The sequence below is a fragment of the Pseudomonas sp. NY15374 genome (genome assembly GCF_048068255.1).
GTDB classification, from domain to species: Bacteria; Pseudomonadota; Gammaproteobacteria; order Pseudomonadales; family Pseudomonadaceae; genus Aquipseudomonas; species Aquipseudomonas machongensis.
In genome coordinates this window covers 254,295-272,696 of the sequence record NZ_JBLUPZ010000001.1, presented here as the reverse complement: position 1 = coordinate 272,696, position 18,402 = coordinate 254,295, and the positions used below count along the sequence as shown (strand labels likewise).

Here is an 18,402-nt window from a genome sequence, read left to right as displayed (position 1 = left end):
ATTTCCAATCATGTGAGGAGCTATTTTTATGACTATCGCAGTTTCAGGGGCGACCGGCCACCTTGGACGACTTGTAATCGAGAAACTAAAGCGCAAATTGCCCGCAACTGACATCGTTGCACTGGTGCGCGACCCTGCCAAGGCTTCTGATCTTGGAGTCACGACACGGGCATTTGATTATACCAAACCCGGGTTACTTGAATCGGCACTTAGTGGTGTGAAAAAGCTACTCCTAATTTCCAGCAGCGAAGTGGGACACCGCGTGCCGCAGCACGAGAATGTCATCGCAGCAGCGAAAAAGGCCGGGGTTGAGCTTATCGTCTATACTAGCTTGCTGCATGCGGATACCTCACCATTGAATCTGGCTGAAGAACATATCCAGACTGAAGCCACGCTGAAAGCATCGGGTGTGCCGTATACACTTCTTCGCAACGGCTGGTACACAGAAAACTATACCGCGGCGATCCCAGCAGCGTTGGCCAATGGGGCTTTCTATGGCAGCGCGGGCGAAGGCCGGATTTCGTCAGCACCTCGTTCCGATTACGCCGAGGCAGCCGCTGTAGTCCTTACCAGCCCAAATCAATCAGGTAAGGTCTACGAATTAGCCGGCGATGAAGCTTATACTCTGACCGAGCTTGCTTTGGAAATATCCAAGCAGACCAATCGCTCCATTCCCTATACCAATATTGCCGAAGCTGATTACGCTGCTGCTCTCAAGGGAGCTGGCTTGCCCGAAACTTTGGCGGAAGGGCTTGCATCCTGGGACACTGGTGCATCGAAGGACGGGCTATTCGATGATGGACACCAACTGTCACGGCTGCTGCAGCGACCCACCACGCCTTTAGCCGTCGTTGTCGCAGAGTCCCTTAAGGCCTGATTAGCAGAGGTGCTAGTGCCTTGCATAGCCTTGACTAAAATGGCCTAACGATTCTCTGGGATCCTATTCCCATGGATCGCGTTTTATTCAAGGCTACTGAGCTCTATCCGACTTCACAACACCGGGAATACTGACTGCTCTGACCTCGCAAAAAAATCTTACATCGGGATATGGCTTAATGCAGCAATGGGTTGCTCTTGCCAACCTGCTTGACGACGAATTTCGGAAGGCCGAAGCAAGAAGATCGCTCCGTAAGGCGGAAAAAACCTCACCAACATAACACTGTTGCGAAATTACTCGAAGCCGTTTTCGATAGCGCCGAGACCATCGATCTCAATCCGTATGACATCTCCCGACTTCAGGAAACGTTGTGGATTGAAGCCCATCCCAACGCCAGCAGAGGTGCTGGTCACAATGATGTCACCTAGACCCAGGGTGATGCCACGCGAGCAGTTCTCGGTCAGCGTTGGGATATCGAAGATCATGTTTTCAATCGGCCATCTTTGCGAAGCTCGCCATTGACCAGCAACGTACGCGGCTCTTGCAACCATCAAGCTCGTCAGCGGTGAACAACCAAGGCCCCATTGGACAGAAGGCGTCTCGCGACTTACATAGATCACACCGCTGGTGACGAACTTGAAGGTCGCGAGTACTGACATGGTTTACCACGGTGTTGCGGTAGACCTGGTTCAGGGAATCAGCTTTGGAAATGTTTTTACCACCCTCGCCGATGACCAGTGGCAGCTCTGCCTCATAGTACAGCTGGCGGGTGATTTATAGCGCGATGAAGCAGAATCCGAAGCCCGGCTCGCCCAATCTATTCGACAAGCTCCAATACCGACATTGAGCGCCTGCTTAGCCGGCTAAAGGAGCATCGCCGCCTGGCAACCTGTTACTTCAAGCTCGCAACAAATTAACGGCGATATTCACATTGGTCTGCTCGCGGCGGAGTGTACGACACCACTTTTCATACAGCGCCTAATGTCCGCACCTTATGCAGCGTTAAAACTTAGTTAGCGTGTCTATTTTCCTTAAGAAAATACTGATCAAGGCCTGTCTCTGGTGAGCTAGATCGTTTCATTCCTCATGCACAAGCTGTTGTTTATTAGGACCTTTTACTAGCTTTTCGCAGCCTCATGGATTTGGCATGAGAATTGATATCGCACTACCTGCCGACAAGGCAAAAAAACAAAAATAAGGAAACACTGATCATGTCAATGCCACGTCTCAACGCTTTGCGTTTCGCTTGCCTATCCTCCTTTGCATTACTTTCCAGTCAAGCCACTATGGCCACCGAAGGCGGAGGTTCAAGCGCACCGATGGGCTCGGACAACTGGGCGATCGCGGCAATGCCGCCACCAGGTTTCTACGCTCAGATCTTCGGAAGCCACTATCGCGCCGATTCACTGCGTGACAACCGTGGCGACAAGGTGCCGATGGACTTCTCGGTACAGGCCGATGCCATTTCGCCGCGGCTGATCTGGGTCACCGAGCAGACGCTACTCGGGGGAGCGCTGGCGTTTCACTCGATCATGCCCCTGGTGGACATGAAGATTGATCTCAACGGCCAGTCCCAGAGCAAGCGCGGCCTGGGTGACATGTACTTCGGCTCAGCCCTGGGCTTTCATCCGAGCGACAAGTTGCACACGCTGGTCGCGCTCGACGTGATAGCCCCGACCGGTGAATACGACCGCAATGATCTGGCTAATATCGGGCGCAACTACTGGGTGATCGAGCCCGTCGTCGCGGCCTCGTACATCGACCCTACGGGTCTGAACGCCGACATCAAGATCAAGTACGACTTCAACATGGAGAACCGTGCCACGGACTATCGCTCCGGGCAGGAATTCCACTTCGACTATTCCGTCGGCTGGGCGGTATCGCCCAATTGGGTGGTCGGCGTGGGCGGCTATTTCTATCGCCAGACCACCGACGACCGCGTCGACGGTGACCAACTCACGGACAACAAAGGCCGAGCATTCGCTATCGGTCCTTCAGTCAAGTACGACAGCGGCAAGGGCTGGTTCCTGAGTGCCAAATGGCAACAGGAAAGCAACGTGCGCAACCGCGCCGAAGGCGATGCATATTGGCTGAAGCTGGTCTTCCCGCTCTGACCTCAGCCACTACATGAAACCCGATTCCAGACCGTAAGCGCAGTCTTGCGGCCTTGTGACCACGTCCTGGGCGCTCGCCTGCCCGGGGATGCCTACGCCTATTGTTTGTGGAGCACTCTATGAAAACCGTGATCTCGAAAACCTGGCTTCGCTCGCTGCCCCTGCTCGGCCTGCTGTACGGATGCCAGGTGCTGGCCGCCGAACCGACACTCTGTGGCCCGTCCGGTGCGGCCCCCGCAAGCGGCACGCCCATCCTGGTCGGTGCCATCGTCGGAAAGACCGGTCCGGATGATTTCAGTTCGGCCGCCGCCGCCGTCCGTGCCTATTTCAAATGCGTCAACGACAACGGCGGGATCGGTGGCCGCCCCATCGAGTACGCTATCGAAGACGACAAGTGGAACCCGGAAACCGCCGCCCAGGCGGCGTCCAGACTGGTCAAGGACCGCAAGGTGGTCGCCCTGGTCGGCAGCGCCAGCTTTATCGAAATGTCGGTGAACGCCAGGCTCTATGAACAGGAAAACGTCATTTCCATGGCCTCTGGCTGTGCCGTTCGCGAATGCTTTGAAGCACGCAATATCGCGACCACCAACCAGGGCCCGCTGCCGAGCAACCTCGGCGCGGCGCAGTGGTCGGTGCGCAAACAAGGCAGCAAGCGTGTTGCTTGTATCGGACTGAACATCCCGAGCAATGGCGTCTGGTCCTGCGATGCGGTCAATGACTGGCTCAAGCAGCAAGGCCTCGAAGGTGTATCGGTAGTCTTCGATCCGGCGGCGGCGGACTTCACCGGGGTGATCCTCGAAGCCATGACAGCCAACCCGGATACCATCCTACTCAACCTGCCAGCAGGCGCTGGCCTGGGTGTACTCAAGGCGGCTCAGGAACAGAACCTGCGCGATCAGTACAAGTGGATTGCGGCCACCCCGCTCTATGACAACAAGATTCCCGCAGCCCTGGGCGACTACTGGGATGGTCACCTGGCGGTGCAGATCGAGTTGACCCGTCTCGACGGCCAAGGCCCGGACGCCAAACGCTGGCGGGCATTGATGAGCAAATACGGGGTGGGCGACAGCCGGGCGAGCAATCGCATCGATACCTTCTCCCAGGCCGGATTCGTCTCCGCGAACATCTTCGTCGAGGCGCTACGCACACTGGACCCGAACCAGATCGACCGGGCTTCGGTCACAGAAGCCCTGCGAAGCGTCAAGAACTACCGCACCGACCTGCTCTGCGCGCCCTGGACCTTTGGCTCCGGCGACAAGCACATGGCCAACCACGCCGGGATGATGGTGCAGGTCAAAGAGCTCGGCTACAGCGACCTGGAAGGCTGCTTCGAGGTCGAGATTCCGGCGATCTATCGTCAGGCCGAATCGGGAAAAGACGCGTGAACAGCTATCTGATCTTTCTCCTGGCGGGCCTGGCAATCGGCTCGATCTATGCGCTGTCCGGAGTGGGCCTGGTGCTCCTGTACCGTGCCACGGGTGTGCTCAATCTGGCCTACGGCGCTATTGGCGCGGCAGCGGCGCTGATCAGTTGGCAACTGGGCCAGTGGGGCGGGTTCGCGCCGCTTTGCTGGCTGCTCGGGGTCGCGGTGGCCGGGTTGATTTCCCTGGGTTATGGCCTGCTGATCTCGCCACGGCTCGAACACCGTGAACCGGTGATCAAGGCCATGGCGACCCTAGGCGTACTGCTGATCCTGTTGGGTCTGCTGTACAGCCTGTGGCCGGCCAACCCGCGCCGGCTGGTCCTGCCCAGTGATGGCGTAGCGTTCAACCTGATGGGCGTGCGCCTGACCCTGACCCGACTGCTGGCCTTCATCGCCACCCTGCTGCTGACCACCGCGATCACGCTGTTTCTGGCCAGAACCCGCATCGGCTTGCTCATGCGCGCCCTGGCCAGCCATCGGCAGCTTTCGGCCATCGTCGGAATCCGGGTGATCCGGGTCGAGGTGCTGGCCTGGTCGATCAGCGGGGTGATGGCCGGCATCAGCGGGATTCTGCTGGCCGCGCTGGTCCGGCTGGATGCCGGGGCACTGACCTTCCTGGTCATCCCGGCGCTGGCGGCGGCGATCATCGGCCGCTTGCAGTCGTTGTCGCTGACCCTCGCCGCCGGGCTGTGCATCGGCGTGATCGAGTCGATGTGCACTTTGCTGCCGGCACTATCGCCCTATCGCTCGGCAACGCCGTTCGTCCTCGCGGTGCTCGCCATTTTCTGGTTGCAACGCAACAACCGTCTGCTGTTCGCCAGCCATCAATAAGGGGCCTGGAATGATGACTCACACAGTGCAAAACCTCGCCGTGGCACGCGCCACCGATGCACACAAATCGCTGAAATGGCTGGCTTTCGGTGGCCTGGCAGTGCTGCTGGCATTCGCGCCCGAAGGCCTGAGTGCCTATTGGCTGCGGGTCGCGACCACCGCTGTGATCTACACCCTCGCCGCCGCTTCGCTGAACCTGCTGTATGCCCGCCTGGGTCTGGTCTCACTGGCCCAGGTGGCGCTGGTCGGTGTGGGTGGATGGGTGTCGTTGCGTGTCGCCCACAGCGGTCATTGGCCGTTCGAGCTGAGCCTGCTGGCGGGCGGAGCCGCCGCCGGGCTCACCGGAATGCTGGTGGGTCTGCCCGCCTTGCGCCTGCGTGGCCTGTACCTGGCGCTGATCACGCTGATGGCGGCCGCAGGCTTCAGTGTGCTGCTCAACGCCATGCAGTTTCCCAACGGCGGCGAAGGCTTGCGTGGCTTCAGCCCGGCAGGGGGTGTGTTGATGGCCCGGCCCTGGTTCGGGCAGAGCGACATCGGCATGTTCCGCTACTGCGTGGTCGTCGCCGGTCTGGGCTTCCTGTTGATCGAGTGGCACCGGCGCAGCCGCCCCGGACGTGCCTGGGCGTTGATTCGCAAGGGCGAGGCCTGTGCCATGGCGGCGGGGATCAATGTCTCGCTCTACAAAAGCTGGGCGTTCGGCCTGGCGGGTTTTCTCGCGGGGAGCGCTGGCGCGTTGCTTGCGGCCAGCCTGGGCACGCTGGATGCGCGCTCCTTTCCGGCCAGCGAATCGATCATGCTCGCGGCCCTGAGCATTGTCGGCGGGGCCTACAGCTTTCTCGGCGCCATCATCACCGGGGTTCTGTATCGGGTGTTTCCGGCTTTTCTCGACAGCCTCGGGCTGGCGGGCGATCTGTCCTATGTGATTTTCGGCGTCGCCTTGCTGCACACGCTGGTCACCGCGCCTCAGGGCATCGCCGGTCAATTGCTCGCAAGTCTGCAAAAACGGAGGACCCGGCCATGATCGAGCTCAATGACCTGTCAGTGTGGTTTGGCGGCGTGCAGGCGCTGAAGAATGTCAGCGTCAGCATCGATGCTCCGCTGGTCGGGATCATCGGCCCCAATGGCGCCGGCAAGACGACGCTGCTCAACGTCCTGAGCGGCTTCATCACGCCACGCACCGGCAGCCTGTACGCATTCGGCACCGACCTCGGTGTTCTGTCCCCGGCCCGGCGGGCACGCTGGGGCCTGCGGCGTTCCTTTCAGCGCGAGCTGGTGGTCGAGGACTTGAGCGTGCTCGACAACATCCGGGCCATGCTCGACCCCTTGCCGGGCAGTCGCGCGGAGAAGCGCTCATTGATCGACGATGTGCTGGACTTCACCGGCCTCAGCGACATGGCCGACACGCAGGGAGAACGTCTCAATGGCTTCGAGCGGCGTCGCGTCGAGTTGGCCAAGACCCTCGTCGGCAAACCCCGCCTCGTCTTGCTCGACGAGCCCGGCGGCGGCCTGAGCGGCGACGAGATGGCGGAACTGCAACGCATCGTGCTGGGTATAGGGCCGCGCTTCTCTGCCGCCACGCTGATGATCGACCACGATGTCGAACTGATCGCCAGCACCTGCAGCAAGACCCTGGTGCTGGACTTCGGCACCTTGATCGCCTACGGACCGACCGCGCAGGTGCTCCAGGACCCACGAGTGAAAGCTGCCTACCTGGGCGACGAGGAACTGTAATGACCGACTCACTGAATATCCGCGGGCTGAGCCTGGCCCGTGGCGGCAAACGGGTGCTCAACCAGATCGACATGAACATCCAGCCCGGTCGCATCACCGCGGTGCTCGGACCCAATGGCGCCGGCAAGAGCAGCCTGGTCATGGCCATCGCCGGGGCGCTGCCGTTGCTGGGCGGTTCTGTGTCGCTGGGCGAGCAGTCACTGACCGGCCTGGCGGCCGAACGTATCCGCCGCGCGGGCGTGGCTGCGGTTCCCGAAGGGCACCAGGTGTTCCCCGGGCTGAGCGTGCTGGACAACCTCAAGGCCGCCGGCAACCTGCTCTCCAGCAGCGAAATGGATAACGCCCTGACGGAGGTGTTCGAGGTTTTTCCGGAGCTTGCCAAGTGCCACGCCCAACCGGCCCAGACGCTCTCGGGCGGCCAGCAGCAGATGGTTGCCCTGGGCCACGCGCTGATGGCCAGACCGCGGTTCATCCTCGTGGACGAGATGTCCCTGGGGCTGGCGCCGGTGATCGTCAAACGCCTGGAAGGAGTGATCGAGCTGCTGGCCAGACGCGGTAGCGGGATTCTGCTGATCGAGCAGTTCACCCAGGTCGCCCTGCGGCTGGCGGACTACGTCTATGTGATGAACCAGGGCCGTGTGGCCCTGGAAGGCGACGCCCAGCGCATCAAGGACGACCCTCAGGCGCTGCAGCGGGCCTACCTCGCCCATAGCCAGCCGGATCAGCCATGACGCCGCTGTTGAGCACCATCAAGGCTCGCTTGTGGGCCTTGCTGGTATTACTGAACGTGCTCCTGGCGCTGCTCGGCGCCTGGAGCCTCTACAACCTCGAACGGGTCAGCGTGAGCCTTGAAGACATGTACGCCACCAAGCTGCTGAACATTGAAAGCCTCGGACGGATGCTGGAGATCAACAGTTCGGCACGCGTCCCTGTCCTGCTCGGCGCGATTGAGCGGGATGAAGCGAAAACCCGCCAGATCGTCGAGCGCGTGATGCCGTTGCGCGCTGAAGTCGTCGACCTCTGGGAACGCTATCGAAGCATGCCGAAAAGCGCTCAGGAGCAAGCGCTGATGGGCGAGCTGGAGAACACCAACCGTGTGTTCATCGAACAGATGGATAAAGCCGTGGCGGTGTTCCAGGCCAATGACTTCGACCGCGCCTTGGCGATCTTGAGTGGCCCGCTGGACAGCGCTTTCCTGGCACAGCGGGCGGTCTTTCGCCGCCTGTTTCAACTGCAGTCAGCGGGTGCCCAGGCAGCCTATCACGCGTCGCTGGAGAGCAAACGCACGGCGATCGATGCGACATTGCTGACCGTGCTGGCCAGCATGTTGATCTGCCTCGGCGCCGGCGTGTGGCTGCTGCGTTCTCTCACGGGACCATTGGCCGCCGCCGGGCGACTGGCGGAGGACATCTCGGCCGGCCATCTGGACCAACAGCCGGCCGTTGGCGCAACAGGTGAATTGGGCGTGTTGCTGAAGGCGCTAGGCAAGATGCAGGACACCCTCAGATCGGCAATCCGACGGATTTCCCAGGCATCCACCCAGCTCGATGGCGCCGTCTCAACCTTGGGTGGACTGACCGAACACGGTGCGCGTCAACTCGATGCGCAGAGCGTCGAGTTGCAACTGGCCGCCACCGCCGTCAACCAGATGAGCACCAGTGCCGAACAGATAGCGCGCCATGCCCAGGACACGGCAAGCGCCACTGAGTCCTTGCAGGCAGCCGCCGATCAGGGTCATGAACGAGCCTTGGCATCAGTAGCCGCGATCGCGCGAATCTGCAGTGATCTGGACGAAATGCAAGGCGTTATGGGGAGGTTGTCGAGCCAGGTCGGCGGGATTCACAAGGTGCTGGATGTCATCCATGCAGTAGCCGAACAGACCAATCTGCTGGCCCTCAACGCTGCAATCGAAGCGGCCAGGGCTGGTGATTCAGGGCGAGGATTTGCAGTGGTTGCCGACGAAGTGCGGGCACTGGCCTTGCGCACTCAATCGTCGACGGTGGAAATCGAGCGCATGATCGACGGTGTCAGTAGCGAAGCCCGGCGTGCCTTGCTGTCCGCCAGAACGGCCAATGCCCAGGCCAAAGAGTCCCGGCACACCTGCGAGTCGGCTCAACTTGCGCTGGAAGTCATCGGTGATTCGGTTGCCCGGATCAACCAGCGCAATCAGCAGGTTGCCAGCGCTGCTGACGAGCAGGCTCAGGTTAGCCGCGAGATCGACCGCAACCTGGCGAGCATTCGCAGGTTGGCCAACGACAGTGTGAGCACTGCCGGGAGCATTGTTCAGGCCAACCAGCGTCTGGCCCATCTGCAGGGCGATTTGCGGGAGTTGGTGAGCCAGTTTTGTACGTAAACCTAGCGGCCCTTGACCCGGTAGCTCAACTGCGCCCGGGTCATCCCCAGCATTTGCGCAGCCAGCGTGTAGTTGCCGTGGCTGCGCTGCATGGCCGTCTCCACCAGCAGGCTCTCGATTTCCTCCAGGGAGGTTCCCAGTGTGGTCTGATCGCCACGCAGGAAGGCGCGCAGCCGCGCTACCGAGGGCTCTCCCCCCACTTCCACCCTAGGCGCCTGAGGTCTCTGCGTAGCGACCGCCGGCACCGATGAGGCCATCGCCAACTGGCCCTGGGCATTGAGGCCAATCGCATCGCTGATGGGGTTGAGCCCGCCTTGGGAAAGGTGGTGAATATCCATCAGTTCATCGTCCTGCGCGCTGATGACCCCGCGCTCGATCAGATTCTGCAGTTCACGGATGTTTCCCGGAAACGGGTGGGCCAGCAACGCGTTGACGAGACGGCTGGTGAAGCCGGTCACGTTACGTTCGTGTCGTTTGCAGAACTTGCGCAGGAAGTAGTTCATCAGCAGCGGAATGTCGTCACGGCGCTCACGCAGGGGCGGCAGATGGATTGGGTAGACATTCAGCCGGTAATACAAGTCTTCGCGAAAGCGCCCGGCCTTGACCTCCTCGAGCAGATCGAGGTTGGTCGCCGCCACCACCCGCACATCCACCGGAATCGCCTTGCTGCCGCCAACCCGTTCGATTTCCCGCTCCTGCAAGACCCGCAACAGCTTGCCCTGGGAGGACAGGCTGAGGGTGGCGATTTCATCGAGGAACAGCGTGCCGCCATGGGCACGCTCGAAGCGCCCGCTGCGTGAACGGTCGGCACCGGTGAAGGCGCCCCGCTCGACACCGAACAGTTCGGACTCCACCAGGTTCTCTGGCAGGGTCGCGCAGTTGAGTGCGACGAAGGGTTTACCGTTGCGCGGGCCGATGGTGTAAAGCATGTGCGCGAACAGTTCCTTGCCCACCCCCGACTCACCGATGAACAGCACGGTGGCCTGGGTCGAGGCCACCCGCCGCAGCATGTGGCAGGCAGCGGTGAACGCCGAGGATACGCCAACCATGTGTTTATCGGAATCGTCGCTGCCTGACGGCTCGATGACGGTGTTGGTGCCTTTGTAGGCGCTCCGGCTGAGAAAGTCTTCGGCGTTGAAGTAGTTCAGATCGTTCTGCACATCCGGCCATTGCTCGGCCGGCTTGCCGATGATCCGGCATTGACTCTGGCCCGTGGAGCGGCACTCGACCTCGCGATAGACAATCAGACGGCCAAGCAGCGATGAGGCATAGCCGCTGGCATAGCCGATCTGCATCCAGCACGCCGATTCGCTGCCAATGCCATGGGCGGCGATATGACTATCGTCCTCGATGGAGTTGTGCCAGAGAAACTCGGCGTAGAAGTGGCCATGGGCGTTATCGAACTCGAAACGGATTACCTCGTTTTTCACCAGGCCTTCGAGTGCATGCAGGCGTGGACCGGCGGAGAACAGCGCGGCGTGGTCGCCATCCGGCCAGCGCTCGCGGACCAGTTGCGCATCGCGCGCACCAGCCATCCAGCCCAGGCGGGTGAACAAGCCACGGGTCTTGTCAAGACCGATGGTCTCTGCCAGCTCACGGCGCAGCGCCCCCAGCGCCGAGCTGTGCATGAGCATGACGCGCTGGCCGCACATCCAGATGCTGCCGTCTTCCGGGGAAAAGGCTACGGTCTCGGCCAGTTGCTCCAGCGTTGGCGTGTGGCCCAGGGTGAGGTGATCCTGGGGATCGGCGAGCAGATTCGGAATGGTCGGCGGGGTGGTATCAGAAGCAGCTGAATTATTGTTTTTAGGCTGAATCATCGCGGCTTTCCTTATGTTTGACGCACCCTGCACAGGGCCGGCAAACACTGGAGTTGGATGGACTCTATCATCCCACCCGCCGCGACGACTGCCTAGGCAATAGCGCCCTTAGCGTTCGGTAATCGAACACAGGTGACACGGAGCCGTAGCCGATCTGGGGTTACAGGCCGTGCTTAGAGGTAAGGATATGCGAGTGCATGCCACCGTCCACCGCCAGGTTGGTGCCGCGCATCCAGATCGAGCCATCGCCGAGCAGGAACACCACTGCGGGCGCGATATCGGTGGCACGGCCCGGACGATCCATGGTCTTCATATCTTCTTCGGCGCGGGCGCCAAGGGTCTCGATGAAGTCCTTGAGAATGGGCGTATCCACCGGCCCGGGGCTGACCGCGTTCATGCGGATGCCGCGCTCGCGCCAGGTCCAGCGATTCTGCAGGGTCCAGGCAATCAGAGCTTCCTTGGAGAAGAAGTAGCTGCGCGGCCCGACGATCCCGTGCTGTTCACAGAAAGCGGCGGTATCGGCGAAGCTCAGACCGTCGGCGGCCTTGATGGTCGCCACGGCATCCGGCCAGCCCACGCCCGCCAGCGAGGCGAGGTTGACGATGGAGGCGTTGTCCGCGAGCTTGGGCAACAGCCCCAGGGTCAGGTATTTGAGGCCGACAAGATTGACCTTGATCACCCGGTCGGCGCTCTGGGTCGGCGGCAACCCAGCGATATTCGCCAGGCCATTTATTCCCTTGGGCAGTCGTGCGAGCAACGCATCAATCGAATCCTGCGAAGACAGGTCGGCAGCGATGAACTGATCGACTTCAATCTTCGGTGGATTGATGTCCACGCCAATGATACGGGCACCTTGTTGGCGGGCGACGCGTGCGGTCTCTTCACCGATACCTGAAGCGACACCGGTGATGACCAGCGTTTTGTTGTTCAACATGAAATATTCTCCGGCCGTGCTTAGAACGGGTAGTGACGTGGGGTGTGCTGAACACTGACCCAGTGGTCAGTGGTGAACTCTTCAATTGCCCATTCGCCATTGAAGCGCCCCTGCCCCGAGTTCTTCTCACCACCGAACGGCGCATGGGCTTCGTCATTCACCGGGATGTCGTTGACGTGGGTCATACCGGCCTTCACCTGACGAGCAAAGCGGACGCCGCGCTCCAGGCTCCTGGTAAACACTGCGCTGGAAAGACCGAACTCGCTGTGGTTCGCCAGCTCCAGCGCATGGGCTTCATCCCGTGCACGCTGGATACCGACCAGCGGACCGAAAATTTCTTCCCGGGCAATTTCCATATCAGCGGTGACATCGGCAAATACGTGGGGTGGCAGCAACTGTCCGACGACGTCACCTTGCACCATGACCCGCGCGCCCTCTTCCTTGGCGCGATTGATCTTGGCCACCAGGCTCTGCAACTGCCGGGCATTGATGATCGGCCCGATTACCGTGTCGTCCTCATGGGGATCACCGACCTTGAGCGTGCTCACCCGCTGGGTGTAGCGTGTGACAAACGCGTCGTATAGGCCATCTTCGACAATGATCCGGTTGATCGCCATGCAGATTTGCCCTTGATGCAGGAACTTGCCCATCACCGCAGCATTCACTGCCTGCTCCAGATCGGCATCCGCCAGCACCACGAACGGACTGTTGCCACCCAACTCCAACGCCACATGCTTGAGGTACTTGCCACCGCTGGCCAGCCGCCCGATGTTCAGGCCTACGGGAGTCGAGCCGGTGAAAGAAATGAACTTCGGCACTTCATGATCCACGAAAGCATCGCCGATCTTGGTACCCGACCCGACCAGTACGCTCAGCAGTCCGGCTGGCAACCCAGCCTCTTCATAGATGCGTGCCAGAAGCAGCCCACCGCTGACAGGGGTATCGCTTGCCGGCTTGATCACCACCGCGTTACCTAACGCCAGCGCAGGAGCCACTGAACGCTGGCTCAGGTGCAGGGGAAAGTTCCACGGGCTGATGACCCCCACCACGCCGAGCGGCTCGCGGTAGACCCGGCTTTCCTTGCCCGGGATGTTGGACGGCAGGATCCGGCCATGGACGCGGGCGGGGAACGACGCCGACTCTAGGGTGATACCCCGCGCCGCGCCCCACTCGATCTGGGCTTTGAGGCGGGTGCTACCGGACTCGCAAATGATCCAGTCGATGATTTCTTCGCGGCGCTGGTCGAAGATCTGCACCACTCGGTGCAGTACCGCTGCCCGCTCTGCAGGGCCGGCCGCGGCCCATAGCTTCTGTGCCTCGGCGGCCTTGCGATAGGCCTCATCAAGGTCTTCTCGATCGGCCTGAATGATCTGGGTCAGCAGACTGCCATCGAACGGGTTGTTTACCTGCAGCACCGCATTATCGCGCCCGTCGCGCCAAACTCCAGCAATGAATTGTTGGTTGAAAGCAGCATATTTACCGGAAAATTGAGTCATGAAAAACCTCTTATTGATATAGCTCGGGACATTGGGACATACCTGGAAAGTCCAGCGGCACCGTAGTCCCTTACAATTCACATGCCAAACCTGGTAAAACCTCAGCGATACCATTAGACCCATTAAAATCAGTGCAATTGACACTTCAGCAACAATTTTCCGGTATTGCGAACGCCTACGTGACCATTTTTCGAGAATTTTATTAATAAGATTCTTATGCATGTTCTGAAGTAGCCACGCTTCTCTGACTGACTTCAACGTCCTCCGATTTCAAAAGCGCCCCACTGATCCGAAACACTCAGATCAGCCGATCTTTTCTACCTTTTCCGTACCGCCAGCACTTTACCGTAGCCATTTTCCGCTTTACAGGCGCACCTCTCTTGCGGTGGCCAGCAAATGTCGGTGGGCCATCCACAGATTCGACATGGGAAAACAGCGTCACCATCTGCGCCGCATGTTTGGCCAATCCTCGGACGTGCTCCTTCATGTAGCCAAACTGCCGTTTGATCAAGCGGAATGGCTGCTCAACCTCGGCAGGGACCTGGGTCTTGGCCTTGGCCTTCTCGATCTTGCGCAGCGCCTTGTACAAGGCACTGCACTTGCCGTGTTTCTTGTAGATACTGCGCCCAGCCACGATCTGCCAGATGACGGCACGACCTTCATGTTCAGGACGCTTCTCGACCTCGGTATACTCGAAGTCAGCGCACACCACATGTTCTTCGCCCCGTAGCAGTTGGTCAACTTGAGGGATGTCCGAATTTTTGGCCGCCATAATCACCACGCTATATACCAGGCCCGATTCCTCGTCGGCACCCATGTGGGCTTTCGCGCCGAAGTGATACTGGTTGCCTTTTTAGTCTGGTGCATTTCCGCCCTCGCTTTCCGTCCTTGTTTTGGTCGAACCTGGTGCGTGGATCAGTGTGGCACCGACGATGGTGCCCCGGCACAGCGACAGGCCCTTGTCTTGCAGGTAGTTGTTGATGGTTTCCAGAATTCCTGCCGCAAACTGATGCATCTCCAGCAGGTGTCGGAAATTCATGAGCGTCGTGTCTTCGGGAATCAGCGCGCTGAGCGTCAGTCGAGCAAACTGGTGCATCGAAGTGATTTCGTACAGTGCTTCTTCCATGGCCGAATCATTCAGCAAAAACCAATTTCACAGCAGGTGAATACGCAGCATGATTTCCTGTGGATACGGCTTGCGAGCACCACCTGCCTTTTGGTAGTTCGGCTCAATCAGCGCCATCAGCCCATTTCCCACGGTGCGACCTGCTGATTGGCCTAGAAGCGCTCGCGGCGGGTTTGCTTGCGCGGCTTCGCCGCACCGAACACTGTGATCACCCGGGCTGACGCCGTCTCGCTTCCGGCGCGCATGTCCATCGTCTCGGTGGCCAACCAGATCGCATCGATACAATTCATTGAGCGACAGAGCCAGGCTTCATCGATGGCAAGCTTGGTTTTAATACCATGAATGCCGGTTCACCGATCACTCAGGGTACGTTGGAAGCCGTTCGCAGCAGCGCTGATGTTGTCCTGACCAGCATGGAGCGGGGTATTGATGGCGACAGAGTCGCTTTCTCCCTATGCACCAGGACACCATGCTGCTCACGAGTACATGGTGGGTACTGCTATCTCAACAACTCCGCAATTGCTGCTGAACGCTGCCTGCGCCGAGGTGCGAAACGAGTAGCCATCCTGGACGTCGACTACCACCCCGGAAACGGCACACAGATCATCTTCTACGACCGCAACGATGTCTTCTTCAGGTCAATCAATGGGGTCCCGGTGTGTTATACCCCCTACTTATCAGGATTTGCAGCTGAAAGAGGGCCAGCGAGGGAGTGGGCTTCAATGCCAATTACCCACTGCCAAAGGGCACTCGCTGAGAGGCTTCTGTATCCCTTTGCAGACTCACCCAAACGCGTCCAAGCCCACAGCCGACTTCCTCGTAATTTCTTTGGGCGTTGACACCTTCGAGCATGATGCGATCAGTCACTTCCGCTTGACCAGTGAAAACTTCATCCAGATGGGACAGGCCATAGCTAAGCCGCTATCCCTACCCTCTTTGTGATGGAGGGCGGCTACAAGGTTGATGAGGTCGGCATCAACTCGGTCACCACGCTCCAGGGCTACGACAGCGTGGTGAGCTGAGGGTAAAAATCCCCACCTCTAGAGGTGGGGATTTTCTCGATTGCTACCGCCGAGGAGACAGGTGGATTCCCGCGATCATGCATCGCACTGAGCCACCCGCCATTTCAATAGTAGGAACGTCCAAAGGCACCAGCCTGGCCGAACGCTCAACGCGCTCCCGTTGCTCTGCCGTCAGGCTGTTGAAGGCTCGACGCGATAGGGCCAGTATCCGCCCATCCCGCCCCGAGAGCTCAATGGCATTGCCAGCAAACTCTCCTATCTGCTGGTTGGTCAAGTCGATAACATCCTTACCTGACTCTACAAGTCGCATGCGCACCTCTTCAGCACGGGCCTTGCTCGTGAAGGTGCCAAACCCTACGAGCGCAAACTCGGTGGCCACACACATCAGGACATTGGTGTGATAGATCGGCGTGCCCTTCTCGTCCGCAGTGTCAAAAACCATCGGCTCGAAGTTGAAGTGAGTGCTAAAGCGCTCTAGGGCAATCGGGTCTGCACGGTTGGAACGGGCGGTGTAGGCCACACGAGACATGTGATCAAACACCATAGCCCCGGTGCCTTCCAGGAAAAGCTCATCCTGCTCGAGGCCGGAATAGTCGATCACATCCTGTACCCGGTATTCCTGCTTGAGCATCTCAATCACGTCACTACGCCTTTCCCGTCGACGGTTCGGCGAGTACATCGAGTAAATAGCGATGTGGCCACCCGGGTGCGTAGAGAACCAGTTGTTCGGGAACACTGAATCAGGGGTGTCGTTGTCGCCGAAGTCATCAAACAGATGGACCCGGACTCCCTCAGCCTCCAAGCGACCCACAGCCTGGGTGACCTCATCTCGAGCAATCTCGGAGACGGTGTTTGCAGCAATGTCGGGGCTTGAGCTTTGGAACGAGTTGTCAGCAGCGGTCTCCGGATTAGGTGTGAAGGCGTGCGGCCTGACCATCACCACTGCTGCAGGTGCTTGAATCGAACGAGTAGGAAGTGCCATTCAGTAATACCGATTTGGGATGCTGATCTTAGAGTTATGCAACGCGTCGAACACGTTTTTTGGCGGAGCGGCCACGGGTATGGCTGAACAGGTCTTTCGGATCATCTTCAACCCACGGGACGAGATCGATTTTGGTACCGACACCACGTTTCTCGGCCTTCTCCAGGACGTAACGCAGCACCGAGTAGTCTTCCAAGGCGAAACCAACCGAGTCGAAGACGGTAACTTGCTCATCGCTCTGACGGCCTTCCTGCTCGCCGGTCAGCACACGCCACAGATCAACTACCGTTGAGTCAGCTTCAAGCTGCTGGATGTCACCTTCGATACGAGTTTGCGGCTCATACTCAACGAAGACCCTCGCCTCCCGCAGCACGTCGGCATGCAGTTCGGTCTTACCTGGGCAGTCGCCACCGACAGCATTCAGGTGCATGCCAGGCTCTAGCATTTCCGGAGTGATGATCGTGGCATACGCTTTATCGGCAGTGACTGTAGTCACGATGTCAGCACCGCGGACTGCCTCAGCAATGCTTTGGGCACGTGTGATTTTGAGGTCGGTGTATTCCTGCAGGTTTCGAACGAGCTTGGCGGTTGCCTGAGGGTCGACGTCATATGCGACGATTTCTTGGATGCCCAGATGCTTGTGGAATGCGAGGGCCTGGAACTCGCTCTGGGCGCCGTTACCGATGAGAGCCATTTTGCGCGAATTTGGACGAGCCAACGCTTTGGCTGCCATCAGAGATGTTGCCGCAGTACGCAGAGCTGTCGCGATGGTAAGCTCAGAAAGCAGCACTGGATACCCCGTTTGGACATCGGCCAGCACGCCAAAGGCCATCACGGTGTGAAGATCCTTGAATGTGTTAGATGGGTGACCATTCACATATTTGAACGCATATTGGCTCGTGTCAGCCACAGGCATAAGTTCGATCACGCCCACCTCTGAGTGACTGGCCACTCGAGCAGACTTATCAAACTCAGGCCAGCGCTTGAAGTCAGCACGAATGACCTCTGCCAGCTCACCCAGGAAATCCACTACGCCGATATCGTTAACGAGATCGGCCATTGTAGGGACATCAATGAAATGCGTCATGTTATGCACCTTGGAAGTGCGCGCGCCTCAAGCCAGTGCATGGGCGAACGCTGGTTATGATTTTTTTCGACCTCCGAAATTCTGATGAAATATTGGTGCAAATTGAAGTGTACAGGTTGCCAGATTTCGCCAGCTACTAGACAATCTGCTCACTTTTCAAAGCAATGTGGATGGTCGGAGCTCATGGATAACACTGATCGCGAACTCATCGCGCTTCTGCGGGACAACGCACGTACCCCTGTGATGACGCTAGCTAAGAAATTGAAGGTGGCCCGTGCCACGGTTCAAAACCGGCTCGCTAGGCTGGAAGAGCAAGGCATCATCATGGGCTACACCATCCGCCTCCAGTCCGATGAGATAGACCGTGGGGTCAGAGCCATCACCAGCATCAGCATCAGCGGGCACCACGCTGCTGAGGTCAAGCACGCGCTGCGCGGGCATCCCAACGTTTTTGCCATACATACAACCAACGGTCGCTGGGATCTGATGGCCGAGCTCCGAGCCGATACGCTGGAGGCCTTTGACAAAGCTTTGAACAGCATCCGCTCGATCCAGCACATCGAAAACACCGAGACAAGCATCCTTCTATCGAGCATCAAGATGTAGTCG

General features: G+C 59.2%; 17 protein-coding genes and 2 pseudogenes. 11 read left to right on the top strand and 8 right to left on the bottom strand.

Annotation, left to right across the window (positions count from 1 at the left end; translation table 11 throughout):
• Positions 1-28 precede the first annotated feature (28 nt).
• Positions 29-877 carry an SDR family oxidoreductase gene (locus ACNFHO_RS01475; protein WP_416764890.1) on the top strand — a complete coding sequence of 283 codons (849 nt, stop codon included), beginning with the start codon at positions 29-31 and terminating at the stop codon, positions 875-877.
• Between the two features lie 293 nt (positions 878-1,170).
• Here the strand turns inward: ACNFHO_RS01475 and ACNFHO_RS01470 are convergent, their stop codons facing one another.
• Together ACNFHO_RS01470 and ACNFHO_RS01465 are read right to left on the bottom strand one after the other, a co-directional pair.
• Positions 1,171-1,428, bottom strand: a complete 258-nt coding sequence (locus ACNFHO_RS01470; RefSeq protein WP_392502089.1) for a fumarylacetoacetate hydrolase family protein — start codon at positions 1,426-1,428, stop codon at positions 1,171-1,173.
• The gene (locus tag ACNFHO_RS01465) at positions 1,367-1,588 is read right to left on the bottom strand and encodes a fumarylacetoacetate hydrolase family protein (protein ID WP_416765401.1); all 222 of its coding nucleotides are present in this window, start codon (positions 1,586-1,588) and stop codon (positions 1,367-1,369) included. The genes ACNFHO_RS01470 and ACNFHO_RS01465 overlap by 62 nt, the downstream gene beginning before the upstream one ends.
• Before the next feature lie 500 nt (positions 1,589-2,088).
• On the opposite strand from ACNFHO_RS01465, the gene ACNFHO_RS01460 reads away from it, so the two are divergent.
• From ACNFHO_RS01460 to ACNFHO_RS01425, 8 genes and pseudogenes are all read left to right on the top strand, one after another.
• On the top strand, positions 2,089-2,991 hold the full coding sequence (locus ACNFHO_RS01460; protein ID WP_392502061.1) for a SphA family protein: 903 nt from the start codon (positions 2,089-2,091) through the stop codon (positions 2,989-2,991).
• 119 nt (positions 2,992-3,110) lie between these two features.
• Positions 3,111-4,376: an ABC transporter substrate-binding protein gene (locus ACNFHO_RS01455; protein WP_416764888.1), complete on the top strand. Its 1,266-nt coding sequence runs from the start codon at positions 3,111-3,113 to the stop codon at positions 4,374-4,376.
• On the top strand, positions 4,373-5,245 hold the full coding sequence (locus ACNFHO_RS01450; protein ID WP_416764886.1) for a branched-chain amino acid ABC transporter permease: 873 nt from the start codon (positions 4,373-4,375) through the stop codon (positions 5,243-5,245). The genes ACNFHO_RS01455 and ACNFHO_RS01450 overlap by 4 nt, the downstream gene beginning before the upstream one ends.
• 10 nt (positions 5,246-5,255) lie before the next feature.
• Positions 5,256-6,266, top strand: coding sequence for a branched-chain amino acid ABC transporter permease (locus tag ACNFHO_RS01445; RefSeq protein ID WP_392502064.1), 1,011 nt, complete (start codon positions 5,256-5,258; stop codon positions 6,264-6,266).
• A complete protein-coding gene (locus tag ACNFHO_RS01440; RefSeq protein WP_392502065.1) occupies positions 6,263-6,976 on the top strand; it encodes an ABC transporter ATP-binding protein in 714 nt (237 codons plus the stop codon). Before ACNFHO_RS01445 ends, ACNFHO_RS01440 begins: the two co-directional genes overlap by 4 nt.
• Positions 6,976-7,707 carry an ABC transporter ATP-binding protein gene (locus tag ACNFHO_RS01435; protein ID WP_392502066.1) on the top strand — a complete coding sequence of 244 codons (732 nt, stop codon included), beginning with the start codon at positions 6,976-6,978 and terminating at the stop codon, positions 7,705-7,707. The genes ACNFHO_RS01440 and ACNFHO_RS01435 overlap by 1 nt, the downstream gene beginning before the upstream one ends.
• Positions 7,704-8,471: pseudogene (locus ACNFHO_RS01430) on the top strand (MCP four helix bundle domain-containing protein); the annotation flags it as partial. The gene ACNFHO_RS01435 and the pseudogene ACNFHO_RS01430, both read left to right, overlap by 4 nt.
• Entirely contained in the window at positions 8,466-9,329 is an 864-nt protein-coding gene (locus ACNFHO_RS01425) for a methyl-accepting chemotaxis protein (RefSeq protein WP_416765400.1), read from the top strand. The pseudogene ACNFHO_RS01430 and the gene ACNFHO_RS01425, both read left to right, overlap by 6 nt.
• 2 nt (positions 9,330-9,331) lie before the next feature.
• Here the strand turns inward: ACNFHO_RS01425 and ACNFHO_RS01420 are convergent, their stop codons facing one another.
• The 4 genes and pseudogenes from ACNFHO_RS01420 to ACNFHO_RS01405 form a co-directional block, all read right to left on the bottom strand.
• Entirely contained in the window at positions 9,332-11,146 is a 1,815-nt protein-coding gene (locus ACNFHO_RS01420; protein ID WP_416764883.1) for a sigma 54-interacting transcriptional regulator, read from the bottom strand.
• A 160-nt stretch (positions 11,147-11,306) separates the two neighbouring features.
• Positions 11,307-12,080, bottom strand: coding sequence for a coniferyl-alcohol dehydrogenase (locus ACNFHO_RS01415; RefSeq protein ID WP_416764881.1), 774 nt, complete (start codon positions 12,078-12,080; stop codon positions 11,307-11,309).
• A 20-nt stretch (positions 12,081-12,100) separates the two neighbouring features.
• Complete coding sequence (locus ACNFHO_RS01410; RefSeq protein ID WP_392502069.1) at positions 12,101-13,576, bottom strand: aldehyde dehydrogenase family protein; 1,476 nt, start codon at positions 13,574-13,576, stop codon at positions 12,101-12,103.
• 363 nt (positions 13,577-13,939) lie between these two features.
• Positions 13,940-14,947, bottom strand: a pseudogene (locus ACNFHO_RS01405) (IS5 family transposase).
• Between the two features lie 93 nt (positions 14,948-15,040).
• Between ACNFHO_RS01405 and ACNFHO_RS01400 the strand changes: the two are divergent.
• Positions 15,041-15,541 (top strand): hypothetical protein, encoded by a 501-nt coding sequence (locus tag ACNFHO_RS01400; protein ID WP_416764879.1) that lies wholly within the window; start codon positions 15,041-15,043, stop codon positions 15,539-15,541.
• 226 nt (positions 15,542-15,767) lie between these two features.
• On the opposite strand, the gene ctlX is transcribed toward ACNFHO_RS01400, so the two are convergent.
• Both ctlX and ACNFHO_RS01390 read right to left on the bottom strand, forming a co-directional pair.
• Complete coding sequence (gene ctlX / locus ACNFHO_RS01395) at positions 15,768-16,706, bottom strand: citrulline utilization hydrolase CtlX (protein WP_416764877.1); 939 nt, start codon at positions 16,704-16,706, stop codon at positions 15,768-15,770.
• A 34-nt stretch (positions 16,707-16,740) separates the two neighbouring features.
• Complete coding sequence (locus ACNFHO_RS01390; RefSeq protein WP_416764876.1) at positions 16,741-17,793, bottom strand: ornithine cyclodeaminase; 1,053 nt, start codon at positions 17,791-17,793, stop codon at positions 16,741-16,743.
• Between the two features lie 183 nt (positions 17,794-17,976).
• On the opposite strand from ACNFHO_RS01390, the gene ACNFHO_RS01385 reads away from it, so the two are divergent.
• Positions 17,977-18,399, top strand: a complete 423-nt coding sequence (locus ACNFHO_RS01385) for an Lrp/AsnC family transcriptional regulator (protein WP_416764874.1) — start codon at positions 17,977-17,979, stop codon at positions 18,397-18,399.
• Positions 18,400-18,402 lie beyond the last annotated feature (3 nt).